This window comes from Kibdelosporangium banguiense, assembly GCF_017876405.1.
Taxonomy (GTDB): domain Bacteria; phylum Actinomycetota; class Actinomycetes; order Mycobacteriales; family Pseudonocardiaceae; genus Kibdelosporangium; species Kibdelosporangium banguiense.
Map to the genome: position 1 here is coordinate 11,278,782 of NZ_JAGINW010000001.1, position 14,092 is coordinate 11,292,873.

At 67.5% G+C, this 14,092-nt stretch carries 14 protein-coding genes; 8 read left to right on the top strand and 6 right to left on the bottom strand.

What is annotated here, in order from left to right; genetic code table 11:
• Window positions 1–4 precede the first annotated feature (4 nt).
• Window positions 5–1,483 carry a glutamate-cysteine ligase family protein gene (locus tag JOF56_RS50450; protein WP_209646561.1) on the top strand — a complete coding sequence of 493 codons (1,479 nt, stop codon included), beginning with the start codon at window positions 5–7 and terminating at the stop codon, window positions 1,481–1,483.
• A 79-nt stretch (window positions 1,484–1,562) separates the two neighbouring features.
• Here the strand turns inward: JOF56_RS50450 and JOF56_RS50455 are convergent, their stop codons facing one another.
• Window positions 1,563–2,012, bottom strand: coding sequence for a phosphatase domain-containing protein (locus tag JOF56_RS50455; RefSeq protein WP_209646562.1), 450 nt, complete (start codon window positions 2,010–2,012; stop codon window positions 1,563–1,565).
• Between the two features lie 12 nt (window positions 2,013–2,024).
• Window positions 2,025–3,245, bottom strand: coding sequence for a sialidase family protein (locus JOF56_RS50460; RefSeq protein WP_209646563.1), 1,221 nt, complete (start codon window positions 3,243–3,245; stop codon window positions 2,025–2,027).
• Between the two features lie 84 nt (window positions 3,246–3,329).
• Between JOF56_RS50460 and JOF56_RS50465 the strand changes: the two genes are divergently transcribed.
• Both JOF56_RS50465 and JOF56_RS50470 read left to right on the top strand, forming a co-directional pair.
• Window positions 3,330–3,995, top strand: a complete 666-nt coding sequence (locus JOF56_RS50465) for a peptidylprolyl isomerase (RefSeq protein ID WP_209646564.1) — start codon at window positions 3,330–3,332, stop codon at window positions 3,993–3,995.
• Between the two features lie 63 nt (window positions 3,996–4,058).
• Complete coding sequence (locus tag JOF56_RS50470; RefSeq protein ID WP_209646565.1) at window positions 4,059–5,198, top strand: MFS transporter; 1,140 nt, start codon at window positions 4,059–4,061, stop codon at window positions 5,196–5,198.
• On the opposite strand, the gene JOF56_RS50475 is transcribed toward JOF56_RS50470, so the two are convergent.
• Window positions 5,155–6,384: a cytochrome P450 gene (locus JOF56_RS50475; protein WP_209646566.1), complete on the bottom strand. Its 1,230-nt coding sequence runs from the start codon at window positions 6,382–6,384 to the stop codon at window positions 5,155–5,157. The genes JOF56_RS50470 and JOF56_RS50475 overlap by 44 nt on opposite strands.
• Window positions 6,385–6,469: 85 nt before the next feature.
• Here JOF56_RS50475 and JOF56_RS50480 point away from each other — a divergent pair, with 85 nt between their 5' ends.
• On the top strand, window positions 6,470–7,099 hold the full coding sequence (locus JOF56_RS50480) for a TetR/AcrR family transcriptional regulator (protein ID WP_209646567.1): 630 nt from the start codon (window positions 6,470–6,472) through the stop codon (window positions 7,097–7,099).
• On the opposite strand, the gene JOF56_RS50485 is transcribed toward JOF56_RS50480, so the two are convergent.
• A complete protein-coding gene (locus JOF56_RS50485) occupies window positions 7,086–7,472 on the bottom strand; it encodes an LppU/SCO3897 family protein (protein WP_209646568.1) in 387 nt (128 codons plus the stop codon). The two genes, JOF56_RS50480 and JOF56_RS50485, sit on opposite strands and share 14 nt — an antisense overlap.
• Before the next feature lie 310 nt (window positions 7,473–7,782).
• On the opposite strand from JOF56_RS50485, the gene JOF56_RS50490 reads away from it, so the two are divergent.
• From JOF56_RS50490 to JOF56_RS50505, 4 genes are all read left to right on the top strand, one after another.
• Window positions 7,783–8,604 carry an AfsR/SARP family transcriptional regulator gene (locus JOF56_RS50490; RefSeq protein WP_209646569.1) on the top strand — a complete coding sequence of 274 codons (822 nt, stop codon included), beginning with the start codon at window positions 7,783–7,785 and terminating at the stop codon, window positions 8,602–8,604.
• A gap of 52 nt (window positions 8,605–8,656) precedes the next feature.
• Window positions 8,657–9,289 (top strand): LuxR C-terminal-related transcriptional regulator, encoded by a 633-nt coding sequence (locus JOF56_RS50495; protein WP_209646570.1) that lies wholly within the window; start codon window positions 8,657–8,659, stop codon window positions 9,287–9,289.
• 144 nt (window positions 9,290–9,433) lie between these two features.
• A complete protein-coding gene (locus JOF56_RS60545; protein WP_209646571.1) occupies window positions 9,434–12,040 on the top strand; it encodes an ATP-binding protein in 2,607 nt (868 codons plus the stop codon).
• A 99-nt stretch (window positions 12,041–12,139) separates the two neighbouring features.
• A complete protein-coding gene (locus tag JOF56_RS50505; RefSeq protein WP_209646572.1) occupies window positions 12,140–12,955 on the top strand; it encodes a class I SAM-dependent methyltransferase in 816 nt (271 codons plus the stop codon).
• A gap of 56 nt (window positions 12,956–13,011) precedes the next feature.
• Here the strand turns inward: JOF56_RS50505 and JOF56_RS50510 are convergent, their stop codons facing one another.
• Window positions 13,012–13,479, bottom strand: a complete 468-nt coding sequence (locus JOF56_RS50510) for a DnaJ family domain-containing protein (protein ID WP_209646573.1) — start codon at window positions 13,477–13,479, stop codon at window positions 13,012–13,014.
• Between the two features lie 21 nt (window positions 13,480–13,500).
• A complete protein-coding gene (locus JOF56_RS50515) occupies window positions 13,501–14,088 on the bottom strand; it encodes a hypothetical protein (RefSeq protein WP_209646574.1) in 588 nt (195 codons plus the stop codon).
• Between the last annotated feature and the right edge of the window lie 4 nt (window positions 14,089–14,092).

The window sequence follows — 14,092 nt, forward strand, 5'->3', positions numbered from 1 at the left end:
GGCGATGGGTCAAGAAGTCGAGCGCCGGACGTTCAGCCGGGAGGACCGGACGCGCTACCGGCACAAGGTGCGGCGTTGCCTGGACGCGTTCGCCCGGATGCTGCAGGAGTCCCGGTTCGATTTCGAACGGCCGATGACCGGCCTGGAAATCGAGCTCAACCTGGTCGACGAGCGAGGCGAACCGGCGATGAAAAACGCCGAGGTGCTGGGTGCGATCGCCGATCCGGATTTCGTGACCGAACTCGGCCAGTTCAACATCGAGATCAACGTCGCGCCGCGGGAACTCGCCGACGGTGGCGTGACCGCCTTCGAGGAGCAGGTCCGCGCGAGCCTGAACGCGGCGGAGGTGAAATCCCGGTCACGCGGCGCGCACATGGTGATGATCGGCATTCTGCCGACCTTGCGCGGCTCTGACCTGACGCACGACTCGTTGTCGGCCAATCCGCGGTATGCCCTGCTCAACGACCAGATCTTCGCCGCGCGGGGCGAGGACATGCACATCTCGATCGAAGGCGCCGAACGCCTGGAAGTCACCTGTGACTCGATCGCGCCGGAAAGTGCCTGCACGAGTGCGCAACTGCATCTTCAGGTCAGCCCGATGCAGTTCTCGGCCTACTGGAACGCCGCCCAGGCGATCGCGGGCGTCCAGGTCGCGCTCGCGGCCAACGCCCCGTTCCTGTTCGGTAAGAACCTGTGGCAGGAAACCCGCGTTCCCCTGTTCGAGCAGGCCACCGATACCCGGTCGGACGAACTGAAAGCCCAGGGTGTGCGGCCCCGGGTGTGGTTCGGCGAACAATGGATCACCTCGGTGTTCGACCTGTTCGAGGAAAACGTCCGGCTGTATCCGGCGCTGCTGCCGATCCTGGAGGACGAAGACCCGTTCGAGGCACTGGAATCCGGCAATATCCCTGCTTTGACGGAACTACGGCTGCACAACGGCACGATCTACCGGTGGAACCGCCCGGTGTACGACGTGGTGGCCGGGACGCCGCATCTGCGGGTGGAGAATCGCGTCCTGCCTGCCGGGCCGACCGTTGTGGACACGCTCGCGAACGCGGCGTTCTACTTCGGTGTGGTGCGCATGCTGGCCGAAGCCGAACGTCCGTTGTGGTCGCAGATGTCGTTCAGCGCGGCCGAGGAGAACTTCCACACCGGTGCCCGGCACGGCATCGAAGCCCAGCTTTACTGGCCTGGCGTGGGTTTCGTCCCCGCGGCGGAGCTTGTCCTGCGCCGGTTGCTGCCGCTGGCCTACCAGGGCCTCGACCGCTGGGGCGTGCATCCCGCCGAACGCGACCGGTTGCTGGGCATCATCCAGGACCGCTGCCTGACCGGCCGCAACGGCTCGACCTGGCAGGTCGCCGAAGTCGCACGGATCCAGGATTCGGAGAACCTGGAGCGGCACCAGGCCCTGCGGGTGATGCTCAAGCGATACATCGCCCACATGCACGAGAACAACCCCGTCCACACATGGCCCAACGGCTAGGTGATGTGCCCCCAATGTCCCGTTGGTTGCGCCGGATGCAACCAACGGGACATTGGGGGTTCAACAGTCCGGTCCTTGGTCAGCCGATCTGTGCCCGGTCACCGAAGCGCAAGACCCATTTGCGCTGCCAGGGCGTCTCTACCGCCCGGTGGTTGTAGTGCTCGCGTGCCCAGGCGACGGCGTCAGCCGACGGCGTGCCTGCCAGGACGGCCAGGCACGCCACGACGGTGCCGGTACGCCCGACACCGCCACCACACGCGACTTCGACCTGCTTGCCCTCTTTGGCCAGGTCGTGGAACGCACGGATACTGCGGATCGCGGCATCGGTGTCCCGGGGCAACAGGAAGTCCGGCCAGTCGATCCATTCGTGCGGCCAGCGGATGCTGTGCCTGCTACGCAGTTTCGAACCGCCCAGGTAGAGGCCGAACTCCGGCTCAGGGCCGTCCGGCTCGGGGTTACGCAGACCCCGGCCACGAATCCAGGTCCCGTCGGGCAACTGGATCGCGCCAGGAAGGTGGGAACTGGTCATGCGTCCTTTCTACTATCCGCCATTGCAGCCCGGCTCACGCACTCCGCCCTGAATCCAGGGCAGGTTGACCTTGCGGAACGCGATCGACCGGTGCGAGGTGGAACTGCTGTCGGTGTTCTCGTTGACCTCGATCAGCGCACCCACGTGGTAGTCGGCGGTCTTGGCGATGCTGGAGTAGCCGCCTTCCTTGTAGTTGCCGCCCTCCAACGGCAACGGCGCGTCGGAGAACGGGCGGCTGTAGCTCCAGGTCTTGCCTTCGTCCTCGCTCATCCGGATCCGCATCTTGGTGCGGGTGGACGTGCTCGCGGAGTTCACGAACGCCAGCCGCGCCGGGGCGTCGGCGTTGTAGCGCATGGTGGATGCTTCGTTCTTCGGGTCAAGCAGACACTCGGCCGCCGCGAACGGCGTGAAGCCTGATTCGATCGTGCCGCGTGACACCATGCGTCGCTTGTCCGTCTCCCAGACCGGGGTGGTCGGCCGATCGTTGCGGTACAGCTGGCCGTTGGCCAGTTCCAGGATCGTCGACTCGCCGGTCTGTTCCATCGGCGCGTTCGCGGCGGTGCGCAACAGCTGCACCCTCCACGTAAGACCGTTGTCGTCGCTGTAGATGTTGCGGTGCTGCGCGGGGATCACGAGCCGGCCCGCGTTGCGGTACGTGGTCTGGATGCCGACGCCGGGGCCGACCGCGTCCCAGTTCCAGTCCTTGCCACTGCCGGTCTTCTTCGGCTTCAGGGTCTCGGACATGTTGACCGGCGCGGCCCAGCCGACACCGTCGTTGCTGCTGACCGACATCCAGACCTGGCGGTCGTCCCAGGAGTCGACAGGGTCGTGGCCTTCGGGCTGGTAGTTCATGAACAGCCAGATCTTGCCGGTCTCGCCGTCCACCACCGGGGTCGGGTTGCCCCATGTACCCTGACCGGCGCCGATCACCTCGTCGAGCTTGGACCACGTGAGACCGTTGTCGGTGGACCGCTTGTACAGCAGGTTGATGTTGCCGTAGTCCTCGTTGTTGTCCGCGCGGCCCTCGGCGAAGGCGATCAGCGTGTTGCTCTTGGTGCGGACCAATGCGGGGATGCGGAACGAGTGGTAGCGGATGCCGTTGAGCACGTCATCGCCACCACCGTCGAAAATGATCTTCTCGAAGTGCGACTGCGCGGCCTGGACGCTCTGGGCCGACGCGGGTAACGCCGTTGCCGCGAGCATGGCAGCAACGATCGCCAGTACCCTTCTCACGCGGAACCTCCTGAACCATAAGGGAAAACTCTCGGCGAAGATATCAATAAGACGGAAAATCAGTAACCGCTATATGGTCCTGCCATGAAGCTCCGAAGGCTGTTCGGCACAGTTGTCGCCGCCGTGTTCACGTCCGGTTTGATCACCGTTCCCGCGCAGGCAACCCCGGCGCCGCCACTGGTGCGCTGCGAGTTCACGCCGACCCCGGAGAACCCGGCCGCCCGGCCGGTCCTGCGCCCGTTGCCGTTCGCCCTCACCAAGGGCCACGTCAACGTCACCTTCAAGACCAACTACGGCCCGGTCGTGGTGCAGCTCAACCGGGCAGGCGCCGCCCCCTGCGCCGTCCACAACATGATCAGCCTTGTCCTGCAAAGGTTCTACAACAAGACCGAATGCTTCCGGCTGACCAATTCGGCACGCCTGGGTGTCCTGCAGTGCGGCGACCTCATCGAGGTGGAAAAGGGCGGTCCCGGCTACAAATTCCCCGACGAGGTCACCGGCAAGGAAACCTACCCGCGCGGCACCATAGCCATGGGCAACCAGGGCCCCGGCACCAACGGCTCCGAATTCTTCATCGTGCACTCCTTCGCCAACATCCCCCCGAACTACTCCGTCCTCGGCAAAGTCGTCCGCGGCATGGACGCCCTCGACCGCATCGTCGCCAACGGCATCATCCCCAGCGAACGCGGGCCACTCGACGGCCTGCCCGCCAAACCCGTCAAGATCGAACGCGTCGCCCTCGGCGGCTAGGGTGCCTGCAAACGTTTGACTGTGAAGTACCGTCGGGGAATGCGGGCTATTCGGCTGCTTCAGATGACAACGTTTGTGAGCACGCTGGATCGGTTCGCCATGCCGCCGATGCTCATCTCCATCGCCGGGGACCTGGATGTGTCGCTGGGTGAGGTGGTGCGGGCGGCGAGTGTGTACTTCCTTGTGTACGGGCTCATGCAGGTGGTCTGGGGCACTGTGTCGGACCGGCTGGGGCTGGTCCGGACGATGCGGTTGACGCTGTTGGCCGCCGCGATCTCGACGATCGCGGCGGCCTTCGTGTGGACACCGGTGTGGCTGGCGATCACGCGAGGGCTGGCCGGTGGGTTCTTCGGGGCCGCCTACCCGGCGAGCCTGGTCTATGTCGGGGACACCGTGCCCGCGCGGGGGCGGCAGCCGGAGATCACGCGCCTGATGGTCGGCACTGCCATGGGGATCGCGGCGGCTTCGGTGGGGGCCGGACTGATGGCACAACTTGTCACTTGGCGTGGCACATTCATTCTGACCGGGGTGTCGTCGCTGGTCCTGGCGGTTGTGCTGCGCCGGCTCCCCCAGCCGCCGATGACTCGCAAGGACAGCAGAATCCTGCGGGCGGTCCGGCAGGTGATCAGTACCAAAGCAGCGTTGTTCGTTCTGCTGCTCGCGTTCACCGAGGGTCTAGTCCTGCTCGGCGTGCTGACTGTTCTGCCGCCCGCGGTCGAGGCGGCGGGGGCGAGCGCGGCCGTCGCCGGGGCGGTCACCGGCACATACGGGCTGGCCGTGTTCATGTCGACGCGGTTGGTGGGCCGGATGTCGAAGAATCTGCACGCTGCCAAGCTGATCGCGATCGGTGCGACGGCGGCGGTCATCGCCTGCGCGCTGCTGTCGGTCTCACGGAATCCCGCGGTCACGGTTGTGGCCGCGTTGCTGTTCGGCCTGGCGTGGACGGCCATGCACTCGTCGATCCAGACCTGGGCGACCGAGGTTGTGCCGGCTGCCCGCGCGACCATGATCTCGTTGTTCGCCACCGCACTGTTCGCGGGCAGCGCCGCGGCCGCGGGGGCGGTCGCCGGCCTGGCGGAAGCCGGTGCTTACGGCACCATCTTCTTCATCGCCGCGGCGACGACCGTCCCCCTTGGACTGCTGGCCGCTGCGGGCCGGTTCAGGTGGCGCGAACCGGGAACTTCGCCGGGCCACGCAGGTTGATCCGGCCGTTCCACTCCAGCTGGCCGTCGAAGGCCAGGTCCGGGAACCGTTGCACGAGACGGCTGACCGCGACCTGACCTTCCAGCCGGGCCAAGGCCGCCCCGAGGCAGTGGTGCGGCCCGGCGCCGAAGGACACCTGGTGGCGCGCTTCCGGCCGGTCGATCCGCAGTTCACCGGCGTCCGCGCCGAAGAACCGCTCGTCCCGGTTGGCCGAGCCGAGGCATGCCAGCACGAACGTGCCGGCCGGAATCTCCTTGTCCCGCAGTGTGTACGGCGCTGTGGTGATGCGCCGGGTCTGCTGCACGGGCGAGTCGTAACGAAGGAACTCCTCGACCGCGTTGCCCGCCAGGTCGGGCCGTTCACGCAACAACGCCAGCTGATCGGGGTTACGCAGCAGCGCGTTCACGCCGTTGGCGATCAGGTTGACCGTGGTCTCGTGTCCGGCGACGTACAGCAGGACCACTTGCGCGACAAGCTCGTCCCCGTTGAGCACCTGGCCTTCGTGCTCGGCCGCGATCAACGCGGTCAGCAGGTCGTCACCGGGGTTGGCACGCTTCCATTCGATGAGGTCACGGGTGATCGCGGCCAGCTCGATGTCCGCGTTCACGATCGCCCGCGCGACCTCCTCGTCCGTGACGACCTCCAGCGACCGCACCAGCGTTCCGCTGAGCTCACGGATGCGGGCGTGATCGGTCGGCGGCATGCCGAGCATCTCGGAGATCACCGCGAACGGCAGCGGGAACGCCAGTTCCTCGACCAGGTCGAAGCTGCCCTTCTCGGCCATCCGGTCGAGCACGGCGTCCACCAGGGCGACGATCTTCGGTTCGAGCGCGGCCACGGCCCGCCGTGTGAACACCTTCGTGACCAGCGAACGTAGCCGGGTGTGATCAGGCGGATCACGGTCGAGCATGGACATGTTCAGCACGCCGTGCTTGCCGTCCTCTATGCCCAGCGAGTCCAGCTGATCCATCATCACCCCCGGCGCGAGGTTGCCCACCTCCACCGAAAGACCGGCTTTCAGCAGCGCGGAGACGTCGTCGAAGCGGGAGACGAACCAGAATCCCAGCGGGTGGTTCTGCACCGGGTCCTCGTCGCGCAGCATCTTGTACTGCGGGTACGGGTCTTCGAAGAAACCGGGCATGAACGGGTTGAACAGCAACGCATCAGGCTCGATCAGGTCGGTCATCAGAGTCCCCAAACTGTTGTGACCGAGGGTGACGCGACATACACCGCGTCGGTGACATACGCAGTGTATGTCCTATGCTTTGCGCATGTCGACCACGAAGAGCCGCCGGGAGCAGTACTCGGAGGCCACTCGCACCGCTCTGCTGGCGGCAGCGACCCGGCGTTTCGCCGAGCACGGCTTCGCCGGCACGTCGCTGGAGGACATCGCGGGCGACATCCAGGCCACCCGCGGCGCGATCTACCACCACTACTCGAGCAAGTCCGCGTTGTTCACGGCGGTGTTCGAGCAGCTGGAGATCGAGGTGATGGCGTTGTCCGACGCCGCGGCCGAGCAGGCGAGCGACCCGTGGTCGGCAGCGTTCGCCGCGCTCGACGCGTTCCTGGAGCGCAGCTGTGACCCGGTCTACGGCCGCATCGTGTGGATCGAGGCACCGGCCGCGCTGGGTCTGGTGCACTGGCAGCTTGCCGGTCAGGACCTCGCGTACAGGCACGTCGAACGGCGGATCAGGGTGCTGATCGACAGCGGCACGATCGAACCGCTGCCGCTGGAGAGCCTGACGAGGGTGTTGTACAGCGCGCTCGGCGCGGCCGGGATGGCGCTGGCCGAGGCGACCGATGAGGACAAACCACGACTGAAAGCCGAGTATGTCGCCGTCATCAGCCGCATGGTGTCGGCGCTGCGCACATCACCGGACCCGGCCGTCAGGGACGTTTGACCGGGGCGAGGCAGAGGAAGAAGCCTTCGCCGCCCTGCTCGCCCTCCCAGTAGCGGTCGGTGGCGTCGTCGAACTCGTCGCAGACGTTGATGTTGCCGTACTGCTTGAGGTTCTCCTTGCGGCCGACGACCTTGTACTGCGCGGCCGGATCCCCGCACTCCACCATGGACAGCGAGTTGTCACCCGTGCGCTCAACGCATTCGCCGACCTCGGCGTTGGTCGCGGAGGTGCGGCCGGCGACGATCGCGACCACCACCAGGCCGCAGAGGATCACCATCAGGACCGCGAACCTGATGATCTTGCCGCGCCGGGACTGCTGTGCGGGCTGGGGATTCAGTGGCGGCGGGGCCGCGGGCGGCTGGTGTTCGGACATCCGGGACTCCAGGGAGTTTTCGCTTTTGCTTGTGACTCAAGCAGGATCACCGAAAAGGTTGCAGTTGCGTTGCAGTGAAAGCCTTTCCCGCACTGACGTCGAAGAGTTACCACCCGCCGGACTCTTACGTCAGTGCGATCGGTGCGCTAACCTCAGGTCCATCCCCCGCCGGAAATGGCCGCCGGGCAGCCGATCCGGCCGAAATAGGTAACCACCCCCGCTGATCTGGGTACCGCGATCGGATGCGGATGGATCACTTCCACCGGTAGACATCGGACATCACCGTGGAATGCAGGGGGAGGTCGCAGAAGTGACCAGAACAGCACGAAGAGTCGCCACCGGCAGACTGACCGATCAGCCACCGGCCGCAATAAGCGTGCGCTTGGCCGGCGGCCTGGCCGTGTCGGTGAACGGATCCGCTTTGAAGGACGCGGAAATCAGCAGCCGGAAAGGACGCTCACTGCTGGCGTGCCTGGCTGTGCGCCGCGGATACCAGTCGGTCGACCGCCTCGCAGCCGCCGTCTGGGGCGAGCGGCCGCCGCGGGATCCGGCCGCGAACATCGCGACTCTGATCAGCAGGTTGCGTGGATCGCTTGGCGCGTCGGCGATTCTGGGCGGCCGCGGCGGATACCGGCTCGACGACGAGGTCCGCATCGATCTCGACCAGGCGGCCGGACTGGTCGGCGAGGCCGAACGGCGGATCAGCGCGGGCCAGCCCGCGGCGGCACTGATGGCCGCCTGGCGGGCCACTCATCTGCTGGACCGTGGACTCGTGCTGCCAGAGTTCCCGGACGCCGACTGGGCCGAGCCGGCCCGGACCCAGCGCACGCACCTGGTCCGCCAGGCCTGGCACGCGGCCGCGGAAGCCGCGCTGCACATGGACGACGTGTCCTCGGCACAGTCGGCGGCCGAGGCCGCGATGGCGGCGGACGCGTTCGACGAGGCGGCCTGCCGGCTGCTGATGCGCGCATACCAGGCCGCCGGCCAGACATCCAAAGCACTCCAGGTGTACCACCGGCTCCGAATGACTCTTGCCCACGAACTCGGCGTCGACCCGGCACCGGCCACACGCGGGCTGCATGTGGCCATCCTGCGGGAGACCACGGCCGTCGCCACCCCTACGGCAGGATGACGCCTTGATCGACTGCAAAGAAACTGCAACACCGCTGAGGACAATGCCAGCCATGTCCGCAGTACCTGTTGTCACCCGGCATGCCCGCGCGGCCGCCGTGACGGTGGTGCTCGCCGACAGCAGGCCGCACGACTGGGCGCCATTATCCACAGTGGACGATATCGAGGTGGTGGCCGCGGCCGGGAACGGCCGCGAGGCTGTTCGTGCCGTGCTGCGGCACAGACCGGACGTGCTCGTCCTGGACCCGCAGCTGGCGGACGGCGCCACCACGATCCGCACAGTCGCGCAGACCGCTCCCAAGACGGCCGTACTGGTCGTGACGGCCGTGGACGACGACACCGCGGTGCGTACCGCGTTCCGTGCGGGCGCCCGCGGTTATCTGGTCAAGGGCGAACGGGCCAGCGTCGCGCCCGCGATCCTGGGCATCGCGGCCGGTGAGGTGATTCTCGGCCGCGGTATCGCCAGCCGGATCACGAGGCTGCTCAGCTCCCCCGTCGGCGTGGACACGCTGACCACTCGTGAGCACGAGATCGCCGGCCTGCTGCGGACCGGGATGACCAACGCCGCGATCGGGCGCGAGCTGTACCTGGCGCCCAAGACTGTCAGCAACAATCTCTCGTCGATCTACGCCAAGCTGCGGGTCGCCGGCCGCGCCGAGGCGATCGCGTTGCTGGCCGCGCAGTAGCCGCCCGCAGGAGCGGTGATTCTGGCGCGAATTGATAACGTGTCACTCCGCGAAATCGATGTCTGAGCGATCGGGCAGCACTTGTGAAGCGGAGAGTGACCAGTGAGCGCCGAGCGTGGTTTCCATGCAGGAGGCCATCATGGCGTGCCCCAGGTGCTCGAGCGTGAACACGAGATCGCCGAACTGGAGGCGGCCGCGCGAGAGGCGGCCGCCGGGACCGGCTCGGTGGTGCTGGTGTTCGGCGAGGCCGGGATCGGCAAGTCGAGCGTGATCAACGCGGTCCGGGCGGTGCTGCCGCCGCAGGGCCGGTTGCTCGTCGGCTACTGCGACGACCTCGCCACACCCCGCACGTTCGGCCCGTTTCGCGACCTGCTCGGCTCAGTCGGATCCGACCTTGCCACGGCACTGCGCGAAGGCCGCGACCGCGACCGGGTGTTCGACGCCCTGCAGGCGGAACTGAGCTGGTCGGCGACCACGAGCGTGCTCGCGATCGAGGACGTGCACTGGGCCGATGACGCCACATTGGACGCTTTGAGCTATCTCGTCAGGCGGGTGGCCAACATGCCCGCGGTGCTCGTGCTGACCTATCGCGACGAGGACATCGACGCCATGCACCCGCTGCAGCGTGTGCTCGGACTGGCCGCGCGGGCGCCTCGCGTCCGGCGGCTCAAGCTCCCCCGTCTGTCCCAGCCGGCCGTGCTCCGGCTGACCGCGCCCAGCCGTCTGGATCCGCGCGAGGTCTACGAGGTCACCGGCGGCAATCCGTTCTTCGTCACCGAGATCCTCGCCTCGGCGGACGTCAGCCGGGTACCGGTCACCATCGTGGACTCGGTCACCGCCCGGGTCCAGACCCTGGACGCGCAAACCCAGCAGGCGCTGGAACAACTCGCCGTCATACCGTCCACTGTGGATCGCGGACTGCTGGAGGCGCTACTGCCCGGGGGTATCTCCTCGATCGCCGCCGCGGAACAGCGCGGCCTGCTGGACGTCTCGCCCAGCCGGACCGGGTTCCGCCACGAGCTGATCCGGCGGGCCATCGCCGACGGCCTGCCCGGCGGCCGGCGGATGGAGCTCAACCAGCGCGTGCTCAACGCCCTCACCGCCCGGGAGGGCACGGACCTCTCCCGCATCATGCACCACGCCGCCGAGGCGGGCGCGGACGACGCGATCATCCACTACGGACCGAAAGCCGCCCGGGACGCGGCCAAGGTCGGCTCGCACCGGCAGGCCGCCGCGCACCTCAGGCTGGTGCTCGAGCGGTGTGACCGGTTCTCCGAGGCCGAGCGGGCCGACCTGATGAGTATGTACGCGATCGAGTGCCACACCATCGGCAAGTCGCAGACGGCCTTGCTCGCGCAGCGAAAGGCGATCGAACTGCGGCGCCGGCTCGGCGATCCGCTCAAGCTCGGTGCCGATCTACGGTGGCTGTCGCGGATCTGCTGGGCCATCAGCGAAACCGAGGAGATGCAGGCCAGCGCCGACGAGGCGATCAAGGTCCTGTCCGGCGCGGGCGACGACCGGCTGCTGGCCCTCGCGCTGAGCAACAAGAGCCAGCTGCACATGCTGGCCCGGCGCAGCGAGGAGGCCATCCGGATCGGCCAGTTCGCCATCGCGCTGGCCCGCAACGTCGACGACCCGGCCATCCTGTCGCACGCGTTGAACAACGTCGGTTCCGCCCTGTGGCACCTGGATTCCACCAAGGGCCGGGAAATGGTGGAGGAAAGCCTGCAGGTGGCGCTGGCCGCGGGCGCCATCGACGACGCCTGCCGGGCACACGTGAACATCATCTGCGCCCTGCTGGAAGACGCGTTGCCCGACGAGGCCAGCGAATACCTGCCGGACGCGCTGGAACTGGCCGGCGAGTCCGAGAACCTGATGTACTTCAGCCACTTCACCGCGCTACGGGCCGCCATCGGGCTGGCCACCGGCGCCTGGGAGCAGGCTGTCGCGGACGCACAGTCCTCGATGGCGGCAGCGGCGGACGCGCCGCCGACCCTGTGCCCCGCTTTGCTGGCCTACGGCCGGGTCCAGATCCGCCGCGGCCAGCCGGACGGTATGGCCCTTCTGACCGAGGCGGAGAAGCTGGCCCACAATAGCCGGGAACTGCAGTACATCGGCCCCGTGGCAGGCGCGCTCGCCGAGGCCGCATGGCTCGACGGCGACCACGCTGCAATGCGTGCGTTGCTCGAACCTGTGTACACCGAGGCGTGGGACTCCGGCTCTGTGGCGATCCGGGCCGAGCTGGGGTTCTGGCTGAGCAAGGCCGGAGGCAAGGTCCACCACGACACAGCGAGCCGCCACCCATGGGCGCTGCTGAGCGTGGGCCGCTGGCAGGAGGCGGCGTCCGCGTGGCAGCTGGGCGGCAGTCCGTACGAACACGCCCTGGCGCTGGCCGAAAGCGGCGAGCCGGAGCAGATGTTGATCGCGCTGGCCGCACTCGACGGGCTGGGTGCCGAACCGCTTGCCCGGCGCGTGCGTGCGCAGTTGCGTGAGCTGGGCGTGGCCCGGATTCCCCGTGGACCGGTCACCCGCACCCGGATCAATCCGGCCGGGCTGACCGACCGGCAGCTGGAAGTGGCGCGGCTGCTGGGGCTGGGGATGACCAATGGCGAGATCGCCGAGAAGCTCGTGGTGTCCGTGCGTACCGTCGACAACCACGTGGCCGCTGTGTTCGACAAACTCGGCGCACGCACGCGGCGTGACATCGCCGCCCGACTGACTGAGCTGGGACTTTCGCCCGGGGAGAAGTAGGTATGCCGGCGTGACGACCTAGGTATCCACAACGGATTCATGTTATGGGTGAGTGGCGCACTGTGGGATGGACCAGACCCCGATCGAGGAGCTCCACCCATGACCGCCATCGTCCCGAACTACCAGGCCATCACCGACCGCCAGCAGGCGACCTGGGCTGCCGGGGATTTCGCCCGGATCGGCTCGCGGATCGTGCTGCACGGCGAACTGCTGTGTGAGGCCGTCGACATCCGTCCCGGCGAGCAGGTGCTCGACGTCGCCGCCGGGAACGGCGCGGCTTCCGTTGCCGCCGCACGGCGTTGGGCGGATGTCACCGCGACCGACTTCGTCGACCACCTGCTGGAGTCCGCGCGCAAGGTCGCCGAGGCCTACGGACTGCCGCTGCGCACGCAGATCGCCGACGCGCAACAGCTTCCGTTCGACGACAACAGCTTCGACGTGGTGCTGTCCACCTTCGGTGCGATGTTCGCCCCCGACCAGCAGAAGGTCGCCGACGAGCTGGTCCGGGTCTGCCGGCCGGGCGGCCGCGTCGGCATGGTCAACTGGGCGCCGAAATCGCTGATCGGCGACGTGTTCCGGGTGACCGGCAAGCACGTCCCGCCGCCCGCGGGCGTCCGTCCCGCGATCGAATGGGGCAGCGAGGACCGGCTGCGCGAACTGTTCGGCGACCGGATCACCGGCCTGCGCGTCACCGTCCGCCAGTACCCGTTCAAGTACCGGTCGGCCGACCACATGCTCGACTACTTCCGCACCTGGTACGGCCCCACCCGGATGGCCTTCGCCGCCTTGGACGCCGAAGGCCAGGCCAGTCTCGCCGCCGACCTGACAGACGTCTACCAGAGCTACAACCGCGCCACCGACGGCACTCTGGACGCCCCCAACGACTACGTCGAAGTGGTCGCAGTCGTCCGGTGATGCGCGCCCCCGGCCTGGCTTTCGCAAGCCAGGCCGGGATGTCGCCAGTCGATCTCCTAGAGCCGCCGCCACCATCGGGCTTTCTTCCGCACCGGCTCCGGCCGCGCAGGCGGCTCCGGAGGCACAGGCCGGTCCGCACGCCACTGCTCGACAACAGCATCCACATCGACCCTGGCCACCCGGATGAGCGGCCCGGACGGTGCTCGCAGCCATTCCACGATCCGGCGATTCAGATCCGCCACAACCTCGCGGACATCGCGTTCCGAAGCCAGCTGCGCGACCGTCTCCGGCAACCGCTCGATCTCCTTGCGCAGCTGCAAAGGCGTCGGCAGCATCGACTCAGCTGTGAGGCCTTCCCGCTTCAGGTAGTTCTTGATCCACCACTGCTCGTCGTGCGGCCGACCCGCACCAGGCAGCGGCTTGCCCGCTCCCGGAAGGTTGTCCATCTCGCCGCGCTCAGTCGCCTCACGGATCTGCTTGTCGATCCATGTCTCGAAACTGACGCCGAACGGCTTACGGCTCATGCCTCCATGATACGAACGCCGTCAGACTCCCGCTGCCACGATCAGCCGATACTTGACATCGACGGCGAAGTCACCGCTGGTGCCGCTGATCACCAGCGCGTGTTCGCCTTCCGGCAGCGCGGGAATCGTGAACCACAACCCGCAGCCTTGGACTCGCATCGTCCGGCCTGTCCCGGTGATGTTGTTGCCCTCGACGCCCTTGATGCTGATCGGCACCGCGTCGAGCGTGGTGACCGGGACCGGAATCCCGTCCAGGGTGGCCCTGTCCTCGGCTTCCAGCATGAACTTGACGCAGTGCCCGTCCGTCTTGGCCCACAGGTTGATCACGGGGCCGACGATCTTCCGGCCGGCCGGGACATCGCAGGTGCGTTGGACCGGCTCGCCGAACGAACCCGCGACGAACCACACCTGTTCAGGCTGACGGTCCGCGCAGAACTCGCCCGAGTCGTCACTCACCGGATCCCGCTCGGGCGGCGCGGACGCAGCCCAGCTCCACCAGTGTGACTGCAGGCTCGCGGGATCGGCGGGATCGAGCGGTGCCTGGTCAGGACCCGGCGCGGGAGCACAGCCGAGCACAGCGAAAATCATCAGCACAGCGAGCAAGCGCACTGGC